Source organism: Sphingomonas sp. S1-29 (genome assembly GCF_026167545.1).
GTDB lineage: Bacteria > Pseudomonadota > Alphaproteobacteria > Sphingomonadales > Sphingomonadaceae > Sphingomonas.
In genome coordinates this window covers 1241549-1262882 of the sequence record NZ_CP110678.1, presented here as the reverse complement: position 1 = coordinate 1262882, position 21334 = coordinate 1241549, and the positions used below count along the sequence as shown (strand labels likewise).

Sequence of the window (21334 nt, the reverse complement as noted above, 5' to 3'; positions counted from 1 at the left end):
CGGTTGGGCAACGGGATGCCAACCGCAAAAGGCCCAGGCCGCAGATCAACCTGATCGCGCCCGCTGACCAGCTCGACGCGGCCGACCCCTCGCCCGTGACGATGTCCCTTTACCGAACAGCGCGCCCGCGCCCACCAAGCGGATGCCGCTCGTTAGCCCGCTGATGACTTTGGCAGCGTCGATCGAAGGATTGGTGTCGTTCGATATGAACCGCAGCTCTACCGCGAGTAGCCCTAGTCCGGATGCGCTGAGCGAAATGATCACAAACGGTCGAAAACCGGCCAGTTTTTGGTGGACGAAGCGTTGGATGCCGATGGACAGCACTAGGATGATCGCCGCATCGATGCGGGCAATCGCGCCAAGCAGGCGCATGTGGACGTGAAAGAAGCTACCGGGTTCCATCGTGTTTGATCGGACGGGGGCGGCACCCGATGCGATGCTGGCGCCAAGCCAACAGAAGAGAGGGCTCTGTCCGATCAAATGAACTGACTGGTAAGGGGGCCGGCAAGGAGTGTGATGCCTCGTCCGCAAAAGCCAGCCGGGTCGCCAACACATTCCGGCTTAAAGGGCAGTTTTAGCCTGCGGCTCATACCGTTGGCGTTTGGATCAAGGGCGGCCCCACGGGGTCAGAAATCGCGCAATATCAGTCGGGCGTGGCAGGAGGCCCGCAACGGGTCCGGTCACCCGCTGCGCAAGCGACAACGTCGCGTTCCCAAAGCTGCCGCGCCACGCGCGCCGCATCGACCTGTGCGTTATAGTCAGCCATCGCGGCTGCATGAGCCGCCACCGCTTCACGATATCTGGCTAGTCGGTCGCGCTCGGCTCGCTTGTCAGTTGCGATCCGGTCGAGCTGGCGCCGAGCGGCGGCAAGCTGTTCGGTGTTGGCGGTGCGCAGCCTGGCGGACTCGGCTGCGGCTATCGCACCCGCCGCCGCATTGACATCGAGTCCGGCAACGCTCCCGGGCGGGTCGGCCGGACGCCCTTCAGCGGCGTCGCGCGCGCGTGCTTCTTCGAGCGTAGGCAGATCCAGATGCAGCCTTTCGGATGGCTCGATCTCGGGCATCACAGCAGCCGCCGGTTCGGGCCCGGGAGTAATCGGTTCTGGCTGTGATGGGGGGATTTCGACATTTCGTATCTGTGCGGGGTCGACGCCGGCCGCACTAAGCGCTGCAGATTGCAGCAAAAGAAAAGCCAAGATTGCGGGTCTTGTCCGTCGGTGCAGCATGATGAACCGGTAGCTGGCACAACCTGTCGAAGCAATGAACGCGACGGCGTGGACGTCGGTTCATGGAGCTAGCTTGGAGCCAACCCGATCAGCGTCGTGCGACGCACATCGGGGTGTGGCTTGGAGCGCCTCGCGGCTCGCAAGGCGGTGGTAATCTGTGTTGCGATAATTATGATCGCACCACGGTAACCGCATTGCGAGAAGCATCATGTTCTGGTTTGCGATTGTGCTGCAGGCGGCTAGCGCTCAGCGCTACCAGCTGCGCCGCCGCCGCGCCGACGGCGGCGCCGAAGACCCCGGCGACGCTGGCCGATGAGTTCGTCGTGACGACCATCGGCCAGAGCGTCTGGCGATCATGCGCGACCCTCCCGAAACTTTCGATGCGAAGCCTAGCCAATTGGTAGCTGATCGCCAGCGCCGCGATTGGCGGGTTGGGTAAGCAACAGTCGGCCCAGATTCGCCAATCTGAATACTTTCCACCGCGGAAGTAAGCGACGCCAATTGCGCTGCACCGCGTTGCTACGCATGGTGCCGGCGGAACAATAGGGGATGCGGCATGCAAGCGACTTGGGCCTTGGCGGCGGCGTTGAGCGTACCGGTGGCGGCAATAGCGCAGCAGGCGCCGCCGCCCCCCGCGGCTTCGCCCGGCGCGGGCAGTGCGCAGGGCGACGTGTCGGTGACGATCTACAACAACGACATCGCGCTGGTGCAGGACGTGCGATCGCTCGACCTGGCGAGCGGGCGGGTGCGGCAGAGCTTCCCCGATGTCAGCGCGCAGATCCGCCCCGAAACGGTGTCGCTCGCGGTGCCCGATGCCGCGATCGTCGAACAGAATTTCGACTATGACCTGCTCAGCCCGTCGAGCCTGATGGAAAAGGCGGTGGGCGAAACGATCACCCTGGTGCGCACCAATCCCGCGACCGGCAGCGAGACGCGCGAGCGCGCCAAGGTGCTCGCGGTCAATGGCGGGGTGGTGCTCGACATCGGCGGGCGGATCGAGGTGCTGCGCGACGACGGGCTGCCGGTGCGCGCGGTGTTCGATCGCGTACCCGATTCGCTGCGCGCGCGACCGACGCTGTCGGTGACGCTCGCCAGCACCCGCAGCGGCACCCGCCCTGCGCGGCTGTCTTATCTCAGCCGCGGCCTCGGCTGGAGCGCCGACTATGTCGCGCTGTTCGACGAAAAGAGCGGCACCATCGATGTCCAGGGCTGGGTGACGCTGCGCAACGCCAGCGGGACGACCTTCAACAATGCGCGCACATTGCTGGTCGCGGGCGATGTCGGCGGCAGCGATGGCGGGCAGAACTACACCCCGCGGCAGCGCGGCTCGTTCCAGGTGCAGATGCAACCCGGCACCGAAAGCGCCGACCGCGAACAGCTCGGCGATTTCTACCTCTATCCGCTCGCCGAACGCACGACGATCGCCGACAAGCAGACCAAGCAGGTCAGCTTTCTCGATGCCAAGGGCGTCACCGCGAGTTCGGGCTATCGCTTCGAAAATGGCTGGCTCGGCACCGCCGACGAACCGCGCAGCGCGCAGACCATCCTGCGCTTCGCCAATGCGGGCGATGCGGGGCTGGGCGATGCGCTCCCCGCGGGCGTGGTGCGCGTCTATATCCGCGATGCGCGCGGCCAGCCGCAATTCACCGGCGAAAACCAGATCGGCCACACGCCGCAGGGATCGACGATCGCGCTGCCCACCGGCGACGCCTTCGACGTGAAGGTCCAGCCGACCACCTTGTCGCGGACGCGGCTGGGCAGCGATCGCTGGCGCACCGAAGTGCGCTACCGCCTTACCAACGCGCGCGCCCGCGCCGTGACGGTGGAACTGGTGCAATCGGGGCTCGGCTCGGGCGACACGCGGATCATCGCGCAAAGCCGCGAGAGCGAACGCCGCAACGTCGCCAGCGCGGTATGGCAGGTGCCGGTGCCCGCCAATGGGGAGAGCGTGGTCACCGCCACCTTCGACACCCGCTACTGATGCGCGCCGCCGCCCTGTTCCGCGCGGCGTTGCTCTTGCTGGCGGCGACCGCGGCCAGCCCCGCCGCCGCGCAGCCGGTGGTCACCTCGGCGGCGCCGCAGCGCGTGGCGCTGACGGTGTACCGCGCGCCTGGCGGCAGCGGCGCGATCAACCTGCGCTTCCTCGGCGGCTTCGCATTGGTCACCGAGACCCGCCGCGTCGCGCTGCCGCGCGGGGCGGCGGTGCTGCGCTTCGAAGGCGTCGCCGAAGGGATCGTCCCCGTCAGCGCGGTGGTCGACGGCCTGCCCGGCGGGGTGGTCGAAAAGAACCGCGACGCGCGCTTGCTCTCGCCCGCGTCACTCGTCGACGGCAGCCTCGGCCGGCAGGTGACGCTCACGCGCACCAACCGCGCCACCGGACGCAAGACCAGCGAGGACGCGACGATCGTCGCGGGGCCGACCCCCGGCGTGGTGCTGCGAACCGCGACAGGTATCGAAACGCTGCGCTGCTCGGGACTGCCCGAGGGGCTGTCGTACGGCGGCGTGCCCGCCGGGCTGTCGAGCAAGCCGGTGCTGAGCATCGCCACCGTCAGCCCGGTCGCGCGCACCGTCACCGTGCGCCTGAGCTATCTCGCCTCGGACTTCGACTGGCGCGCAAGCTATGTCGCCACGCTCGCCGCCGACCAGCGCTCGCTCGACCTGTTCGCCTGGCTAACGCTGGCGAACGGCAATGCCGAGATATTCCCCAATGCCGAGGTCGCCGCGGTCGCGGGCCGGCTCAACCGGATCTACACGCCGTCCTTGCGCGCCGCGGTGGGGGCGCTGTCGCTCACCTGCTACCCGCTCGGCACGACGACCTCGAATCTGCGCAAGCGCGAGTTCGAGCCGGCCGAGGAAATCATCGTCACCGGGAGCCGCGTAATGGCCGCACCCGCGTTCGGGCCGCCGCCACCTCCCCCGCCGCCGCCCGAGGATCTCGGCGACCTGAAGCTGTACCGCGTCCCCGAACGCGTGACCGTCGCCGCGCGCGGCCAGAAGCAGGTCGCGCTGCTGGCGCGCAGCGCGGTGCCGTTCGAGCGCCGCTATCGCCGCCAGCTCTATCCGCGCCAGACGATGCCACTGTCGCCGACCGTCGCGGTGCTGGTACTGCGCAATCGTGCCGAGTCCGGGCTCGGGCTCGCTTTGCCCTCGGGTAGCACCGCCACCTATGCCCGGCGCGGCGACGAGCGGCTGCTGCTCGGGCTTGGCGCGCTCGACGATCGCGCCGAGGGCGAGACCTTCCGCCTGTCGGCTGGCACCAGCACGCAGATACTGGTCGGCCAGACCCAGCTCAGCCAGAACGAGACGCTGATCACCGCGACCAACGCCTCGCGCCTGCCGGCAAGGCTCGAAGTGCCGATCGGCGATGCGGGGCAAAAGATCGAGAGCGACGACCCCGCGCTCGAACGCATCGACGGCATCGCAACGTGGTCGATCCTGCTAGAGCCAAATTCTCGCGCTGAATTGCGCATCCGCTACTAACTTCGGTCGATTTGGCGTCGTTCGGTTGCGGTATTGGGCGGCCGCGGACATGGCGTGTGATGCTTCTGTCAGGGCAAATGCACCGGCTGGCAATAAGGGGCGGGCGGGGGGAGCCGGACCGGCTCCCAGGGAATAAGGCTGGCCCTGTACGCGACGATCGGGTCAATCAGTGACATCGAAATTTCTACCCCAACAACCCACCCTCCTCAACCATAAACGCGCTTGTCGTTTCATCCTACTCGTCTTGTTCAACCGGTCGAATTGAACGCTAGATTTCGGCCGCCGGGATGGAACGGGCGACAATAGATCGGAGAGGATCGAGCCCTTTTTTCCCGACCCGAGTTGAGCGGTGAAGTGAGCAGCTTGCGCGCTGCTAGCTGGCTCATCGCGCTTCTGGATAGAGTCCAGCGCCACGGTGGCGGCATCATCGCCGTCGGTCCCGGCGGGCGCGCATGCCGAACGTCGCCGCGAAGCGGCAGCGGTTCGCCCTCGCGCAATTTCGCGCTCACGTTGCGGGTCTACGGCGCAATAGTTTGATGCGACACAAACCGTCCCTGAAGCAGCCGCCCGTTGAGTCGCATTGCATCTTTGCCGCCGAGCGTGATAGCCGTCCGCTTGCCTGCAGCTGAGCTTCGTGGCTGATGGCGTAACTTGGCCGAGGCCATCGGCGGGGTGACGACATATTGGGGCTGACCTGGTATCAAGGGGTATAACCCGATGGTCGCCCAAATATACCAGGCCGACATCGTGCCCTGGTCATCGTCCATGCCATCGGCGAAGCCCTGGGGAGCCAGCCGAAAGCTGCGTCCGATCCAGGGTTCGGGGCGAACCCCGCTGTTGACGTAGCGGTGCGGCACCGGCTCGTTGACATAGCGCGAGACCAGCCGCGCGGTCGCGGCGGGGTCGCCCAGCCAGGCGAAAAGATAGGGCACGTGGATGTCGGGTTGATTGGTCATGTTGAACAGGTTTTCGGCGAAGAACCGGTCGAGCTCGGGTCGCATGCGCGGCCCCAGCGCCTCGGCCAGCCATGGCAGGTCGAATACCGGTGCCCAGCGATACTGCGCCAGCGTTCCCTGATACAGCCCGCGCGCCTTCACGATATCGGCATCGGCACCCAGATCGCGAAACGTCGCCAGCCACATCGGGCGGTACGCCAATGCCTTGGCGCGGAACCGCTCGGCGATCGCCGTCTCGCCCAAATCGCCGGCAAGCTCGGCGATCGCCCAATCGTCATAGGCGGCTTCGATCTGTTCGTCGGGCGTCGCGCGTGCCAGCGTCGCGCTTTCGGCGATCATGCCCGCCAGCGCGGCATACGCATCGAAATCGACGATTCCCTTGCGGCGGAAGTCCAGGAGCACGATCCCGGCATGCTCGGTCCGAACGGCGTCTCCGCCGGCTCCGCTGCAGCCCACCCCGACGGCACGGGTGTGCGAAAACCCCACCAGATGCGTCGCGGCGAAATCATAGCCGGCGAAATTGGCGGGGCGCGTGTCGGGGCCGAGCTGGACCATGCCGTGCGGCGCGACCGCAGCGGGGCTGAGTTGACCGAAATCGGCAAGCGTTCCGACGAACGGATCGACGATACGCCCCGGTGCCTGCGCATCGGCGCCGGAGAGCGCGAGCAGCAGCGCGGCCGCGAACGCCAGCAGCCACATGCCGAGGCGGGTCATGGATCGAGCGGGTCCATCGCCTCGACATGTAAGGCGAGCGGGGAGGGGGTGAAGCGTGCGGTGAAGCGATCCGGCCCCGGCGCGATACGCCCCGGCTGTACGCCCATCTCGTCGAGATTGCGCTGCGCCAGTTGCGGCCCGGTGATATATTGGATGGTGCGGTGATCGGAGACGATCAGCGCCTCGCGATCGGCGGGCAAGCCGGCGGCGAGCATCAGCCGCGCGACGTTCCGCAAATTGGTCGTGGTATGGCGGGCATGCGGCTCTATCAAAATGCGATCGGCGGGCACGCCGTGCTGCGTGACGAGCAGCCGCTTCATCTCGGCGGCTTCGTTGAACGGGGTACGGTTGGGATGCACGTTGCCCCCCGACACGATGACGAACGGCGCAACGCCGCGCGCGAACCGGTCGGCTGCGATACGAAGGCGGACATGCGTCAATGGACCCGTCCGCGACTGCGCATCTTCTGCGCCATGTCCGAACACGAGCAATGCCGAATAAGGGCTTTTCTGCCAATCGGTCCGCGCGACTGCTTGCGTCGCGGCGGCGTTCGGGCCGTCGAGCAACGGACGATATTCGCCCGCATTGGTGCGTTCGTTCAGCTGCAACAGCCCGGTGGCATAGCGAAGCGCCGGATCGAAAAACAGATCGTGGCTGCCGCCCAATGCGGCGGTTGCGACGCCATGAACGTCCAACAATGCGGCAAACTCTGGCGCCGCAACGTCGAAGATCGTCGCATCGATCGCCGGATAGCGCGGTGTCACGCCCTGGGCATAGACCGCGATCACTCGATTGATCGCGGCGGCGGCATCGCGCCACGCGGTTGCAAGCAGATCGGCATCGCGCAACGCCGCGTGCCGCCCGAAGCGTCCCGATGCGCGCATCTGGTTCGTGACCAGCGCGCGCGATAGCGCAGCGTTACGCGCCAGTGCGCGCAGTCGTGCTTCGACGGTGGCGATGTCGGCATCGGTCCACGTCCAGGCATCGGCAAGGCATTTGGGCGATGGCACACAGCCCGACGCCACCACCCGCGCCGCGCGCTCGGCAGCGAGCTTTTGCAGGTCTCGGTCCTGGTGTAGCGCGACGGCCCAATCGGGCGACTGCCGCATCATCGCGAACAGCGGGAAGATGCGGGTTGGGAGCGTGTCGCCGAAGGGCGCGCTATACCCCGGCAAATCCTGCGCCCCGACCGAAGTCGGGGCGAGGACTGCGATGCCAAGGCTGGCGGCGATGATCGCGCGGCGCACTACCATTCCCGGCTGACGACGAGGCGGAAGTTGCGACCGAACAAGGGGCGACCGTAGATGGCGTCGCTTGCGCCTTGGCCACCCAGCTGATCGGTACGCGGATTGCCCTCGGTCAGCCCGCGCGCGTTGGTCAAATTGTCCCCGACCACCTGGAAGCGCCATTGATCGACGGTCAGCGACGCGCTGGCGCCCAGCGTTTGGAACGCGGGCAGCGCGGTAAGGTTGAACAGATCGACATAGCGTCGTCCCTGCCAATCGAACCGACCCGCGATATCGAGCGTCCCGGTGCCGACGGGGACACGGAAAGTGGGGCGGATGTTGCCGAAGAATTTCGGCTCGCGGATGATCTGGTTGCCGTTGACCGCGCTGGGGTCGGCGCCCGAATTGTTCGCCAGGTTGCGATATTGCGGATCGGCCACCGTCACCGCGCCCGCCAGCTCGAACCAGCGCGCCGGTTTCAGCCGACCGTCGATCTCGATACCCTTCGCCACGGCTTCGCCGATGAACGGAACGACCTGATCGTTGCGGCCCGTTTCGGGGTTGAAGGCGACGAACGAGGCGTTGAACGGATCGAACTTGGTGTAGAAGCCCGTGACATAGAGCGAAGCCATGTCGAAGCTTGCCTTCAAGCCGACTTCATATTGGCGCGCCCGGGTCTTGAGGATCGCCGGATTGATGCTCGACACCACGCCGAGCTGCGGCGGCACTTCCAGGTTCGAAATGCGACCATAGGTGCCGAAATTGGCGCCGAAGTCGTAATTGACACCGACCGTCCAGTTGGTCGCGCTGGGCGTTAGCTCGGATGCGACGCTCGCGCCGGTAAAGGCGCGCGTGGCATCATCGGCCAGCGTCGTCGGGTCGCCCAGATTGGCATTGCCCGACAGCAGCGCAAACCCCTGATAATCATACCATTCCTGGCGAATCCCTGCGTCGAGGCGCAGGCCGTCGAAGACATCCCAGCTGTCGTTGGCGTACAGCGCCAGTACCTTGCCGTCGGCTTCACCCTGGTTGAGCGTGGTGGTGTAGCGCAGCACGCCATTTTGCGTGACCGATCCGAGCACCGTGCCGGTGGCCGAATAGGCCACCAGGTCGATCGTGCGCGGCTGGCCACGCAATTCGATGAGCATGTCCTGATAGGCGATGAAGCTGGTGTTGCCATAGGCCGAGCCATAGGCACCAACGCGCACATCATGCGTGCCGAACCCGGTTTCGAACTTTCTGGTGACGCTGACGTCCGCCTGGCTCGAATAGAAGTCGGCCTCGACCGCGCGATACTGGCCTGAAAGGATCAGGCCCGAATCGGCATAGGGGTCATAGGCCGTCGCGCCATTCGTTCCCGCGATCGCATAGCCTAGCCGGGCGACGGGATTGGCCGCGGTGCCGAAGGCCGTACCCGCGGCGCTGGTATAGCGTGCGGCAAAGGCGTTGGCGTCGACCGGATTGGTGGTCGAATAAAAGGCGTCGAAGCTGCTCTTGCCCTTGGTGACACCCAGCTTGGCGGCGACGAGCCAGCCGCCGAAATCGCCGTCCCAATCCAGCCCGGCATTGAAGAAGCGCATATGCCGACCATCGGCGAGATCGCGGCTCTGCGACTGCAGCACGCCGGCGCCATCGCGATATTTGATGTTCACGTCGCGCAGCGCGGGCGAGTTCAACGTCCCGCGATGATAATCGAGGAAGCGATCGAGCGAAACCGAAGGGTCGCGCGGATCGGCGACGGGAATCGGCAGATAGAAGATATTATGGTCGTTCACATACATGGCCGATATCTTGATCGAGCCATTGGCAAGGTCGTGCTTCAGATTGGCGCGGATCTGGCCGCCCTTGTCGCTGGGAAAGCCCGAATCGCGATAGCCGTCGTGCTGGCGCAGGAACCCGCCGATCGCGAAATGGGTATTCTCGCCGATCGGCCCCGATTGCATCAGGTCGAGCCGGTACAGCCCGGTATCGCCGAGCGTAACCTGTGCCTTGCCGCGGGGGACGTCGGAGCCGGTGACGGTGATGTTGTTGGCGATCGCGGCCGCGCTGCTGGCGTAGATAGGCGCCGGACCGCCACGAACGACTTCGACGCGTTCGGTCATCAGATCGAAGCGATGCATGCCTTCGCCCGAATTGAAGAAGACACCGTCGATTTCATGGTACAGCGGAAGGCCGTCCTGCTGGAAGATGAGGTAGCCGCGATCGGTGGGGATGCCGCGAACGCGCGTGATGTTCTGCACCTCGCCGCCGGTCGCCTCGACCTGGATGCCCGGCACCGTGCCGAGCAGCTCGGCGAAGTTTTTCGGCGCGATCCGTTGGATTTCGTCCTGGGACAGCGAATTGACGGCATAGGACACGTCGAAGCGGCGCTGCGCACGCGCCGCACCGGTCACGATGATGTCGGATTCCACCGCGTCTTCTTTTTCGGCGGTCTGCGCTGCATCGACAGGAGCATTCGCTACGGGCTGCGCCGCCATCGTCTGCGCCTGCGCACCGTGCAGCCATGCGGCATTCAGCGCTAACCCGGACACGGCCAGCTGCATGCAAATCCTAATCGCCGAGACGCTCATTACCATTTTCCCCTGACTGTGAGCTGGCGCCACTAGGGGTGGTTCACGACTGATTGATGAAACGCGGAAGGCATTTTGGTTACGCCGGCAATGAGACCCGCGCCAGGTGTATCGCCTAACGCGCGGCGCAACTTACCCCTGCCCACATTTCGGTAATGCACGTTCCGCCTGAATTGCCGTCGAAAACGCCATGCAGATCGCCGGCGCTGAACTCGCTTCCGAGCGAGGTTTGGCTGACGGTCGCGCTATAGGCCGCGTCCCGCTCGGCACGGGTGCTGCCGGGGCCGATACCAGCGGCGGTCGCGATGCCGCCAACGCCGCGCGTTCCCAGGCTCCATCCGGCAAAGCGGGCGCCCTGGAAGAGCAGGCTCAGCCCGTCGTGCCAGCCTGCGACGTGGACCGGGCCGGCGCCGCAATCGGCGTTGGTGCCTTTGACGGCGGGGCCGCGTACACGCTCCAAGGAACCGAGTACCTCGTCGTCGGGGGGCGATTCGACCACCGAGCCCTCGTTGCGCCAGCCATAGCCAGGCGCGGCGGATCGAGCGACGCGCTGGTCGCCAGCCCGATCGCCGACGGGTTCGAGCCGAAGGTGGAGACCGAATAATCGAGCCGGAAGCGACCATCGACGAAGCGGATGTCGGACGCCCACCGGTTGCGCGCACCGGGGATCGCCTTGGCGGCCCAATCGGGGATCCGGTCGAAGCGCGCCTTGCCCTTTTGCCAGGCGACCATGTCGCGCGAGCTTCAGGCGGCGATCAGCCCGTGCGGTCCCTCGCCGAAGCCGGTCGAGAATATATGCCAGCGATCGCCGGCGCGGATGATCACCGGGTCGTGGACGGGGGTTATGTCGGGCGCGGGGCTTGCTGCGCCGATGCGCCGGCGATCATGCCGAGCAACCCGCTCAGCACCAATGCCGAGCGGGTGTGCCGGAATGCGCAGCCTGAGGCGGCGGCCGGGTTCAGCGACGCCGCCGCGCCGGAGGCGGCGCAGCGGCCGCTGCTTCCGGCACGACACCCTTGGGCGCCGCAGCCAGGCGGCGGATCAGGTCGGTTTCGGCGGTGCGATAGGGGGTGCCGTCGGCGCGGAACACTTCGTGGAATCAGATGGTCGGCTCGGCGAGTACATAGGGTTTCTGCCAGCTGTCCCAGGGGAAGCGCGTCTGCGTCTTCCCGTCGACGAAGCCCCAGTTCGGCGCCTTTTCGTCGCGCGATCTCAAGACCTGGAAACCGCGCGGCGAACTGATCCGCCGCGACCAGATCAAGTGGATCGGCGACGACGGCGCGCCCGAGCATTTCCTGTGGGCGCCCGGCGTCGCGACGAAGGGCGGCAAATGGTATCTCTATTTCTCGGTCGGGCCGCAAAATCCCACGCCGAGCCGGATCGGCGTCGCCGTCGCCGACCAGCCGCAGGGGCCGTATCGCGATAGCGGCCGGCCGCTGGTGACCGGCGGCAAGGGCTTCGAAGCGATCGACCCGCATGTCTTCACCGATCGGCGGTCGGGGATCAGCTACCTTTATGCCGGGGGCAGCGCGGGCGCGACTTTGCGCGTCTGGGAACTCGGCGCCGACATGATCAGCCTCAAGCGCGAAGTGAAGGTCGCCCAGCCGCGCATGTTCACCGAAGGCGCGTTCATGCACGAGCGCCAGGGCACCTATTATCTGTCGTACAGCCATGGCCGCTTCAACGCCGACGATTATTCGGTGCATTATTCGACCGCGTCGTCGCCGATCGGACCCTGGCGCTATCGCGGGCGAATCCTGGGAAGCGATGCGCGGCACAAGGGGCCGGGGCACCACAGCTTCGTCAAGACACCCGCGGGCCAGGACCTCATCGTCTATCACCGCTGGGAAAACCCCGCCGGTCCGCCACCCTTTTCGTGCGAGCGTCAGGTCGCGATCGATCGGGTCAACTATACCCGCGACGGCCGCATTCTGCCGGTCGTGATGACCGATGGCGCTGCTTCGCCAACGCTGAAGGTCGCTCGCTAAGCCTGCCGATTGGCCCTCGCCAAGGCTTGGACCCGTAGCGATCCATGGGGCCGGACATCACCGGCCCCATGGCAGGAAAGACGCCAGGCATATCGGGCCAGCACATGGCCCTGGCGCCTTATGCGGGGATGTAGATCCCGCAAAGCTTGTTGCCGTCGGGATCGCGAACATAGGCCAGGTCGATCGTCCCCATCTGGGTCTCGCGCGGACCCGGCAGATCCTCGATCGAGGTGCCGCCGTTGGCGATCGCGGTGGCGTAAAATTGTTCGACCTGCTCGGGCGAGTCGCATGCGAAGGCCACGGTGCTGCCGTTGGCGACCGTTGCAGGCTCATCGTTGATCGGTTGGGTGACGACGAAGTTCGTCCCACCCTCACTCCGGAAGAACAGACGGGTATGGCCGCTGCCCGCGATGTTCAGCGTCGCTTCGCCATGGCCGAGGATTCCGAGCACCACGTCGTAGAATCGTTTGGATCGCTCAATGTCGTTCGACCCTACCATCGTGTGAAACAGCAAATACACTCTCCTCGTTGCTGTCGACGCTATCGGCGAATGTGCCGCTCGATCCGCGACCTCGCACAGGGTACGGTAGACCGACAGCTCCGCGCATCCATCCCATCGCGCCGCCCGTTGGCGATCCGCGTCGGCACGACCCGGCAAGTCGTGACGTGGCGCGGCGTCAGCCCTGATAGCGCAACGTGTTGGCGAACCCGTCATTCGCCTTGGTCATCTTGGCAATTTTTCGGAGGTTGGCGCGGACGTTGCGATCGAAGCGCCGGTCATCATAGATGCCCGTGATCGGATATTCATCGCGAGCCAGCAGCGCCTTGAGCTGTCCGGCGAACGCTGCCTGGTCATCGCCAAGCGCGGCGGTTTGCAGCGTCCGGCAGACCCATTCTTCGGCAGCGGCTTTGTCGAAGTCGTCCTGCGCCGCATATCCGCGCTTGTCCGCCGCTGCTTGGTCGAGCCGCGCAGCCTTGAGGCGGCTGTCCAGCCATCGACGAACGAGTTCACCATCCCAAGCCTTCGACGCGTCACCCATCATGCTTTCCCATCCTGATCGCGCGCTGCCTATCCGAAAGCCGACCGCCTGGACACGGCCAAGGAGGACAAATCGGAACCTCGATGCATGTCAGCTAGGCAGGGTGGAAGCTCCGAGCGCGTTCGGCGGCCTTGCTTCCCATCGGTTTCCAAAAGGCATATTCTGCGGGTGCTGCAGGAGACGATCGATGACGGCCACCGCCTTGGTACCCGACATGACCCGACCCTCTATGATCGGCATCGGCGCCGGCCTCGGCGGCATCGCCGAACGACTGGGAAGCTTCAGCGGACTGCCGCGTTTCGATTGTCAGATCGCGCTCGGCGCGGGTTCGGCGGCGGCGCGCAGCCGCTTCGCCTATCAGCTCGACGCCGCGGTGCGCGAGGCCGATCGGTCGGTGTTGCTGATCGGGGCGGGGGTCGCCTGCTCGGCGATCGCGTGGTGGGCGCGGCTGTCGCCGCGGCAATATACCAGCCGGGTCGTGGGCGCGTTGTTCCTCGCCCCCGAAGACGGCGATCGTGCGGCGCGCGAGGCCTTCTTATCGCCGCGCGAAAAGCTGGGTTTTCCCTCGGTCATCGTCGACCGACTGGCGAGCGACGCCGGTCACGGTCACGCGGCTGCATTCGCCGATTCATGGGGGAGCCGGATGCTGACCTATGTCGCCGACGAAGCACCCGCGCTGGGGGCCTCGACCCCCTGGAACTGGCTGGGGCATACGATACGCGATTGGACCGGCTCGGTAGTCGAGCACGACGTCAGGCGGGCGGCATCGCTGGCCGGTCGATCACCCGACTGAACCTGCCGCGCCGCCTATCCCAGCCGCTTGCGGTTCGCCGCCACCTTCTTCTTGTAATGCTTCAGCGTCTTCTGCGTCCCCGACAGCGCAGTCGTGCCAAGGCCACCGGTGAGCATCTGCATCTGCAGCTCGGCCATCGCCTGCATCTTTTCGCTTACCATCAGCTGCGCTTCCTTGTCGGCGGCGGCGCCGCCCACCGCCATCTTGGCCATCCGCATCCCGATGACGGTCGATGCCTCGGCGCCCAGCGTCCAGGCATCGATGCTTGCCTGCGTCCACGCTGCATAGGGCCATTTATACATTTGGAGTTCCCGTGCCGCATGATGCGGCGTTGTCATAACGATTGGCTGCGCGGATGGTTCGCCGCGTCATGGCAGCGCAGCGCGCAATTCCTCCAGCCACACCGTCGCGGTGCCGTCCGACGGCGCACGCCAGTCACCGCGCGGCGACAGCGCGCCGGCGGCGGCAACCTTGGGGCCGTTGGGGATCGCCGATCGCTTGAACTGGCTGGTGCGGAAGAAGCGATCGAGAAACGCCTCGAGCCATTTGGCAACCGTCGGCAGGTCGTACGCATTGCGCGATTCGGGGGGGAAATGCGCGGGCCAGCGGCCGGCCTCGGCATCGTGCCAGGCATGCAGCGCCATGAACGCGATCTTCGAGGGCGCGAGCCCGTGGCGGACGACATAGTGGAGGAAGAAATCGTGCAGCTCGTACGGCCCGATCCGGTCCTGCGTCGACTGGATCGCGCCATCGGCGCCGGCGGGCACCAGCTCGGGCGAAATCTCGGTCGCCAGGATGGTGTTGAGCACCTGGTTGGTCGCGTCGTCATATTGGCCGGTGCGCTCGGTCCAGCGGATCAGATGCTGGATCAATGTCTTGGGCACGCCGGCATTGACCGCATAATGGCTCATCTGGTCGCCGACGCCATAGGTACACCAGCCAAGTGCCAGCTCGGACAGGTCGCCGGTGCCGACCACGATCCCCTCGCGCTGGTTGGCGAGGCGGAAGAGATAATCGGTGCGCAGCCCCGCCTGCACATTCTCGAACGTCACGTCATAGTGCGGCTCACCATCGGCGAAGGGGTGGCCGAGATCGGACAGCATCTGGCGCGCGGCGGGGGTAATGTCGATCTCGGCGCCGCTGATCCCCAGCGCGCGCATCAGCGCCCAGGCGCTAGCCTTGGTCGCCTCGCCGGTCGCGAAGCCCGGCATCGTGAAGCCCAATATGTCGGTGCGCGGCCGCCCCAGCCGGTCGAACGCCTTGGCCGCAACGAGCAGCGCATGGGTCGAATCGAGCCCGCCCGACACGCCGATCACCAGCCGCTTCGATCCGCTTGCGACGACGCGCTTGCGCAACCCCTCGACCTGGATGTTGAAGGCTTCGTAGCAATCCTCGTCGAGCGTCGCGGGGGTGTTGGGGACGAACGGAAAGCGGCGGATGTCGCGGCGCAGCCCGGCATCGGCGAAATCGGGGGCGTGTTCGAACGCGATCCGACGGAAGCGCGTTTCGGGATGGCCCGCGGCGGCGGCGGCATCGTTGAAGGTGCCCATCCGCATCCGCTCGAGCCGCACCCGCCCGGCATCGACATCGGCGACGACCAACTCGGTCGCGAGATCGAAGCGGCCCGAGGTCGCGAGCAGCTCGCCCAGTTCGTGGACCATTCCCTGGCCGTCCCAGGCAAGGTCGGTGGTGCTTTCGCCCGGCCCCGTCGCCGAATAGACATAGGCGCACACCGCGCGCGCGCTTTGGGCCGCGCAAAGCAGGTCGCGCTCGCGCCCCTTGCCGATGACGATGTTCGATGCCGACAGGTTGCAGCAGATCAGCGCGCCGGCCAGCGCACCTGCGGTCGAGGGCGGGGCGGGGGCCCAGAAATCCTCGCAGATCTCGGCGTGGAAGATGAAGTCGGACAGGTCGCTCGCGGCGAAGAGCAGGTCGGTGCCAAACGGTACGGTCTGGCCGGCGACGTCGATCGTCAGGCCGCTGAGGCCAAGCCCCGAGGCGAACCAGCGCTTCTCATAATATTCGCGGTAATTGGGCAGGAAGCTCTTGGGCACCACGCCCAGGATCCGCCCGCGTGCGATCGCGACTGCGGTGTTGTAGACGCGCCCGTTGCGCCGCAGTGCTGCGCCGACCAGCAGCACCGGGCGGATCTCGGCGCTCGCCGCGACCACCGCCGCCACCGCCGCTTCGCTCGCCGCGAGCAGCGCGTCCTGCAGGTGCAGGTCATCGATCGCATAGCTGGTGAGGTTGAGCTCGGGATAGACCACCAGATCGACGCGCTCGCGATCCGCCTCCTGCGCCAGCGCGATCGTCGAGGCGGCGGCAGCCATCGGATCGCCCACCATCGCGGCAGGGGTCGCGGCGGCGACGCGGACGAAGCCATGGGTGTGGTGCGAGAAGAAACGGTGGCGCATGCGGCGGGTTTAGGCGCGGGCGTGGCGCAGGCCAAGACAAACCACACCGTTCGTGCTGAGTAGCCGCTGAGCTTGTCGAAGCGGCGTATCGAAGCATCCGCCCGCTTGTGGCAGGGTCCTTCGATACGGGTCTTCGCCTTCGCTCAGCCCCTACTCAGGACGAACGGAAGTGCCCTCAAGCCTTCGCGGCGTAGATCAGCGCGCCTTCGCCCAGATGGTTGAACACCTGCTGCAACCGCGCTTCGCCCACCGCGAAGCAGCCTTGGCTGCGCCCCAGCTTGCCGTGGAGCGCCAGCATCTCGGCCTCGGCATACCAGGCGCCGTGGACGACGATCGCGCGCGCCAGCGCATTGTCGTTGGTCGGATCGAGCCCGAGCAACCGCTGCGATCGGCCATGCTTGCCGACATAATAGTCGCTGGTGGCATAGGCGCCTTCGGACGTCGCGTTGGATCCATCGACGTTCGAGAAATGCTGGAGAAAGCCGGTGTGGCGGGGGTCCGACCCGCTGCCATGCGCGACCAGCAAATCGGTGACGCGACCATTGGCGACATCGACTAGGTGCATCCGTGGCGCCGCCGACCCCGCGCCGAAATCGACCACCGCGATCCGATCGCGCTTGGTGATGCTGCGGCGATGCGTGTCACGCGCCGCCAGCGCGCGTTCGAGCAGCGGCCGCCGCACCCCCGCGATCCGGCGGGGATCGACCTCGGGTGCGACATAAGGAGCAGGGGCGGGGGGCATCGACGCCAGCGGCTCGACCCCGCGCGCCGCCATGCCATCGACCGGCGCGCGTACGCAGCTCGGTATCGCCAACACAGCGCCTGCCACCAGGCTGCCGCGTAAAAGCGTGCGCCGCGAGGCCGATTTGGTTAGCAGGTTGTTTACCTCTTCCGAGGTTTGATTTACGCCATACATACGGAGGCTATAGCAGATGACGGTAAAGCCTTTGGGTGGTTTCGCGGTTTTGTTGCGCGGTCTGGCGGGTAACCACCACGGCTCGTCTCGCCCGCAACGACTTGGCATGGTTAATGCGGCGTTCGTCGCGGTCGGCTTGGTCGCAGCGCCGCTCGACACGGTGCGCGCGCAAACCAACGTCGAATCGCGCGCTGCGGCCTTGCAGGCGGGCGAATATGTCTGGCGCGAAGACGCCGCCACCACCGGCGATGTCGCGATCGTCATCAGCCTGCCCAGCCAGCTCGCCTATGTCTATCGCGGCGGCAAGTTGGTCGGCATTTCGACGGTATCGACCGGCAAGCCCGGCAAGGATACCCCGGTGGGCGCCTTCACGATCCTGCAAAAGAAGGTGTTCCACCGCTCGAACCTTTATTCGGACGCACCGATGCCCTTCATGCAGCGGCTCACCTGGACCGGCATTGCGCTCCACGCCGGCGACCTGCCCGGCTATCCCGCGTCGCACGGCTGCATCCGCTTCCCCGCCGACTTTGCCGAGCGGTTGTTCGACCTCACCAGGATGGGCGGCAAGGTGCGGGTAATCGATACCGCCGTCGACGGCGTACTCCCGCGCGCCGCGCCGCGCGAAATCGAACTGCCGCCGGTGCTGATCGCCGATCGCGGCGTCCTCACCGGCCCCGTCGCCGACGATCGCGTGCTGGCAAGGGCGGAGCCGCTGCCAAGGATCGAGCTGGCGAACGAGGATGTGCGGTTCGCGGTGTATGATGCGGTGTTCGCCGAGGGCTATGGCGCCAAGGGCGGCGCGCGGAAGCGGTGAATTGATGGGATAGCGTCCCCCCGTTCGTCCTGAGCTTGTCGAAGGACCGTACTTCTTTTCGACGGTGGCGAAGAAAGAACGGTGCTTCGACAAGCTCAGCACGAACGGGGAGGGGGCGTGCCCGATCAAGTCGCCTCGGGCAGAACCCCCGTCACGATCATCCCCGCCTCGACCACCAACGGCCAGGCCCCCAGCCGCGCCCCCACGCACGGCCCGCCGACGCATTCGCCATCATCGATCCGAAACAGCGCGCCATGCCACGCGCACGCGATCAACCCGCCATCGGGGGTCAGATACGCATCGAGACTCTGCGCCAGCGGCACCTGCATGTGCGGGCAACGATCGACATAGCCGACCACGCCGTCCCCGCGCCGCACCGCAAAGCCATGAAACCGCCCGGCACGCATCTGCACCACGAAACTGCGCGCCGCGCCGTCGGCGACCAAATCGAGCGCGCCCAGAGTCACCCCCGCCGGGGTCGCGAACACCCGCGTATCGGCGGTGCTCACTGCGGCAGCTTCGCCTTGGGAAAGTCGTTCCACACCGCGTCGTAATCGAGCTGCGCGCGATCGAGCGCGCCCTGCGTCGGGCGATACGGCCAGCAGCTCTCGAGCATGAACGCCATCGTGCCGTCGATCTTGTGCGGCTTCAGTTCGGCGGCGCTCGCGGCCTTCCACGTCGCGACATCGGGGCCGTGGCCCGACATCAGATTGTGCAGCGAAATGCCGCCCGGCTGAAATCCCTCGGCCTTGGCGTCATACGCCCCCTGGATCAGCCCCATCGCTTCGGACATCACGTTGCGGTGGAACCAGGGCGGGCGGAAGCTGTCCTCGGCCACCATCCAGCGCGGCGGGAAGATCACGAAATCGGCATTGGCGCGACCCGCCACGTCGCTGGGCGAGGTCAGCACGGTGAAGATCGACGGATCGGGATGGTCGAAACTGACGGTGTTGATCGCGTTGAACCGCGCCAGATCATAGCGCCACGGGGCCAGGTTGCCGTGCCACGCCACCACGTCGAGCGGCGAATGGTCGATCGTCGTCGTCCATAGCGAGCCGAGAAATTTCTGCACCACCTCGAACGGCTCGTCGCGATCCTCGTACCAGGCGACCGGCGTCTCGAAATCGCGCGGGTTGGCGAGGCCATTGGCACCGATCGGCCCCAGATCGGGCAAGCGAAAGAAGCTGCCGTGATTCTCGCAGACATAGCCGCGCGCGCTGCCGTCGGGCAGCAGCGCACGAAAGCGCACCCCGCGCGGAACCAGCGCGATCTGCCCCGGCGCAACGTCGATCCGCCCGAGCTCGGTCAACAGTGCCAGCCGGCCATGTTCGGGGACGAACAGCATCTCGCCATCGGCGTTCATGAACACGCGCGCGTCCATGTCGCGGCTGGCGGCATAGACGTGCAGCGCGACGCCGTTGAGGCTGGCGGGATCGCGGCTGGCCATCATCGTCGTCATGCCGTCGATCAGGTCGACCGGGGTTTGCGGCAGCGGCAGCGGATCCCAGCGCAGGCGATTGGGCGCAAGCGGCGCGTCGGCGGTGCCGGGCGCGAAATCGGCCGCGCCGGTGTAGAGCACGAACGGCGGATGCTCGGCGGTGGGCCGCATCCGGTACAGCCACGACCGGCGATTCTCGTGGCGCGGCGCGGTGAAGGCGGTGCCCGACAATTGCTCGGCATATAGCCCGAACGCTGGCCGCTGCGGCGAATTGCGCCCGATCGGCAGCGCGCCGGGGATCGCCTCGGTCGAAACATGATTGCCGAAGCCGGGGAGGTAATGGGTCATGGTCGCCTCTCTACCCCTCTCCCGCCAGCGGGAGAGGGTTGCGTAGCCTTGGTCGCGCTACTTCAGCGCGGCCTAGGCGAAGCTGGGTGAGGGTGGTGCGGTCGCACTTGCGACCGCGCGGCCCCTAGGGGCCGCACCACCCTCATCCAACCTTCGCTAGGCCGCTTCGCAGCCAAGCTTCGGTATCCTTCTCCCGCCAGCGGGAGAAGGTTTGATTACGCATCCACCGTCACCACACCCCGACGGATCTGGTCCAGCTCGATCGACTCATACAGCGCCTGGAAATTCCCCGCGCCGAAGCCTTCATTGCCCTTGCGCTGGATGATCTCGAAGAAGATCGGCCCGAACATATTCTCGGTGAAGATCTGCAGCAAAATCCCCTCGTCGCCGGTGTCGCCGTCGATCAGGATGCGGTTGCGCTTCAGCCGCTCGACATCCTCGCCATGCCCCGGCACGCGCTTGTCGATCAGTTCGTAGTACGTCTCGATCGTGTCCTGCAGCTTCACGCCGCGCGCGCGAAGCTTTTCCACCGTCGCGTAGATGTCGTCGGTGGTGAAGGCCAAATGCTGGATGCCTTCGCCATTATATTCGCGCAGATATTCCTCGATCTGGCTCTTGTCGTCCTGGCTCTCGTTCAGCGGGATGCGGATCGCCTTGTCGGGGGCGATCATCGCCTGGCTGAACAGCCCGGTCGCCTTGCCCTTGATGTCGAAATATTTCTGCTCTTCGAAGCCGAAGATCGCGTTGTAGAATTGCGACCACACCCGCATCTGCCCGCGCCGGACATTGTGGGTAAGGTGATCGAGCAGGTCGAGCCCGACATTGTTCGCCGCCTCGGCCTCCGCCGCGCCCTCGACCGGGGTCCAGTCGTCATACAGGCTGCCGCGCGCGCCGTGGCGGTCGACCAGGTACAGCATCGACCCGCCGATTCCCTGCAGCGCATAGCCTTCGCCCAGCGCGCCTTCGGCAGCATCGGCCGCGATCGCGCCGCGCTCGAGCGCCGCATCGAACGCCGCCTGGGCGTCCTGCACGCGGAACGCCATGCCGCTGGCCGAAGGGCCGTGCGCGGCGCGGAATTCGGCGGCATGGCCGGTCGGTTCGCGGTTGAGCAGGATGTTGATCCGCCCCTGCTTGTAGCGAACGACGTCGCGCGTGGGATGCACCGACGCCGCAACGAAGCCCATCGCCTCGAGCTGGCCCGCCATCCGCTCGGGATCGGCCGAGGTGAATTCGCAAAATTCGAAGCCGTCGAGGCCCATCGGGTTCACGTCCATATGATCCATGGTCGGCATCGCTCCTAAACTGGTAACAGTTGTTACTATATGCCCGTTGCGACGGCGGGGGTCAATCGCCGGCGCGGGGCAGGGCGCGATTGACTCGGCTCGGCGATCGGCGCGATAAGAACATATAGT

The 21334-nt window shown here is 66.2% G+C and carries 20 protein-coding genes and 1 pseudogene; 5 read left to right on the top strand and 16 right to left on the bottom strand.

All coding sequences use genetic code 11. From position 1 onward, the window contains the following. Window positions 1-45: 45 nt before the first annotated feature. Both OKW76_RS05895 and OKW76_RS05890 read right to left on the bottom strand, forming a co-directional pair. Complete coding sequence (locus OKW76_RS05895) at window positions 46-372, bottom strand: MgtC/SapB family protein (protein WP_265551972.1); 327 nt, start codon at window positions 370-372, stop codon at window positions 46-48. A gap of 271 nt (window positions 373-643) precedes the next feature. Further along, the gene (locus tag OKW76_RS05890) at window positions 644-1063 is read right to left on the bottom strand and encodes a hypothetical protein (RefSeq protein WP_265551970.1); all 420 of its coding nucleotides are present in this window, start codon (window positions 1061-1063) and stop codon (window positions 644-646) included. A gap of 718 nt (window positions 1064-1781) precedes the next feature. Here OKW76_RS05890 and OKW76_RS05885 point away from each other — a divergent pair. Beyond that, window positions 1782-3206 (top strand): DUF4139 domain-containing protein, encoded by a 1425-nt coding sequence (locus OKW76_RS05885; protein ID WP_265551968.1) that lies wholly within the window; start codon window positions 1782-1784, stop codon window positions 3204-3206. Further along, window positions 3206-4705 carry a DUF4139 domain-containing protein gene (locus tag OKW76_RS05880; RefSeq protein ID WP_265551966.1) on the top strand — a complete coding sequence of 500 codons (1500 nt, stop codon included), beginning with the start codon at window positions 3206-3208 and terminating at the stop codon, window positions 4703-4705. The genes OKW76_RS05885 and OKW76_RS05880 overlap by 1 nt, the downstream gene beginning before the upstream one ends. A 518-nt stretch (window positions 4706-5223) precedes the next feature. On the opposite strand, the gene OKW76_RS05875 is transcribed toward OKW76_RS05880, so the two are convergent. From OKW76_RS05875 to OKW76_RS05850, 6 genes and pseudogenes are all read right to left on the bottom strand, one after another. Continuing rightward, a complete protein-coding gene (locus tag OKW76_RS05875) occupies window positions 5224-6375 on the bottom strand; it encodes a glycoside hydrolase domain-containing protein (protein ID WP_265551964.1) in 1152 nt (383 codons plus the stop codon). Continuing rightward, window positions 6372-7628 carry a YdcF family protein gene (locus OKW76_RS05870; RefSeq protein WP_416221847.1) on the bottom strand — a complete coding sequence of 419 codons (1257 nt, stop codon included), beginning with the start codon at window positions 7626-7628 and terminating at the stop codon, window positions 6372-6374. The genes OKW76_RS05875 and OKW76_RS05870 overlap by 4 nt, the downstream gene beginning before the upstream one ends. Next, window positions 7622-10144: a TonB-dependent receptor gene (locus OKW76_RS05865; protein ID WP_265551960.1), complete on the bottom strand. Its 2523-nt coding sequence runs from the start codon at window positions 10142-10144 to the stop codon at window positions 7622-7624. The genes OKW76_RS05870 and OKW76_RS05865 overlap by 7 nt, the downstream gene beginning before the upstream one ends. A 142-nt stretch (window positions 10145-10286) precedes the next feature. Next, complete coding sequence (locus OKW76_RS05860) at window positions 10287-10670, bottom strand: hypothetical protein (protein WP_265551958.1); 384 nt, start codon at window positions 10668-10670, stop codon at window positions 10287-10289. A gap of 245 nt (window positions 10671-10915) precedes the next feature. Continuing rightward, window positions 10916-11185 (bottom strand): hypothetical protein, encoded by a 270-nt coding sequence (locus OKW76_RS05855; RefSeq protein WP_265553094.1) that lies wholly within the window; start codon window positions 11183-11185, stop codon window positions 10916-10918. Continuing rightward, window positions 11130-11360 (bottom strand): annotated as a pseudogene (locus OKW76_RS05850) (1,4-beta-xylanase); the annotation flags it as partial. The gene OKW76_RS05855 and the pseudogene OKW76_RS05850, both read right to left, overlap by 56 nt. Here OKW76_RS05850 and OKW76_RS05845 point away from each other — a divergent pair. Then, entirely contained in the window at window positions 11311-12159 is an 849-nt protein-coding gene (locus tag OKW76_RS05845; RefSeq protein ID WP_265552796.1) for a family 43 glycosylhydrolase, read from the top strand. The pseudogene OKW76_RS05850 and the gene OKW76_RS05845 overlap by 50 nt on opposite strands. A 118-nt stretch (window positions 12160-12277) precedes the next feature. Here the strand turns inward: OKW76_RS05845 and OKW76_RS05840 are convergent, their stop codons facing one another. Together OKW76_RS05840 and OKW76_RS05835 are read right to left on the bottom strand one after the other, a co-directional pair. After that, entirely contained in the window at window positions 12278-12673 is a 396-nt protein-coding gene (locus OKW76_RS05840; protein ID WP_265551956.1) for a VOC family protein, read from the bottom strand. 163 nt (window positions 12674-12836) lie between these two features. Further along, window positions 12837-13199 (bottom strand): hypothetical protein, encoded by a 363-nt coding sequence (locus tag OKW76_RS05835; RefSeq protein WP_265552795.1) that lies wholly within the window; start codon window positions 13197-13199, stop codon window positions 12837-12839. 187 nt (window positions 13200-13386) lie between these two features. On the opposite strand from OKW76_RS05835, the gene OKW76_RS05830 reads away from it, so the two are divergent. Further along, the gene (locus tag OKW76_RS05830) at window positions 13387-13992 is read left to right on the top strand and encodes an alpha/beta hydrolase (RefSeq protein WP_265551955.1); all 606 of its coding nucleotides are present in this window, start codon (window positions 13387-13389) and stop codon (window positions 13990-13992) included. A 14-nt stretch (window positions 13993-14006) separates the two neighbouring features. On the opposite strand, the gene OKW76_RS05825 is transcribed toward OKW76_RS05830, so the two are convergent. The 3 genes from OKW76_RS05825 to OKW76_RS05815 form a co-directional block, all read right to left on the bottom strand. Beyond that, complete coding sequence (locus OKW76_RS05825; RefSeq protein ID WP_256507830.1) at window positions 14007-14294, bottom strand: hypothetical protein; 288 nt, start codon at window positions 14292-14294, stop codon at window positions 14007-14009. Window positions 14295-14360: 66 nt separating this feature from the next. After that, window positions 14361-16406 (bottom strand): NAD(+) synthase, encoded by a 2046-nt coding sequence (locus OKW76_RS05820; protein WP_265551951.1) that lies wholly within the window; start codon window positions 16404-16406, stop codon window positions 14361-14363. Window positions 16407-16581: 175 nt separating this feature from the next. Then, window positions 16582-17220 (bottom strand): murein L,D-transpeptidase catalytic domain family protein, encoded by a 639-nt coding sequence (locus OKW76_RS05815; protein WP_265551949.1) that lies wholly within the window; start codon window positions 17218-17220, stop codon window positions 16582-16584. Between the two features lie 208 nt (window positions 17221-17428). On the opposite strand from OKW76_RS05815, the gene OKW76_RS05810 reads away from it, so the two are divergent. Beyond that, window positions 17429-18136, top strand: a complete 708-nt coding sequence (locus OKW76_RS05810; protein ID WP_265551947.1) for a L,D-transpeptidase family protein — start codon at window positions 17429-17431, stop codon at window positions 18134-18136. A 125-nt stretch (window positions 18137-18261) separates the two neighbouring features. Here the strand turns inward: OKW76_RS05810 and OKW76_RS05805 are convergent, their stop codons facing one another. The 3 genes from OKW76_RS05805 to hppD form a co-directional block, all read right to left on the bottom strand. Beyond that, the gene (locus OKW76_RS05805) at window positions 18262-18645 is read right to left on the bottom strand and encodes a Rieske (2Fe-2S) protein (protein WP_265551945.1); all 384 of its coding nucleotides are present in this window, start codon (window positions 18643-18645) and stop codon (window positions 18262-18264) included. Beyond that, entirely contained in the window at window positions 18642-19922 is a 1281-nt protein-coding gene (hmgA, locus tag OKW76_RS05800) for a homogentisate 1,2-dioxygenase (RefSeq protein WP_265551943.1), read from the bottom strand. Before hmgA ends, OKW76_RS05805 begins: the two co-directional genes overlap by 4 nt. A gap of 215 nt (window positions 19923-20137) precedes the next feature. After that, window positions 20138-21205 (bottom strand): 4-hydroxyphenylpyruvate dioxygenase, encoded by a 1068-nt coding sequence (hppD, locus tag OKW76_RS05795; RefSeq protein ID WP_265552793.1) that lies wholly within the window; start codon window positions 21203-21205, stop codon window positions 20138-20140. Between the last annotated feature and the right edge of the window lie 129 nt (window positions 21206-21334).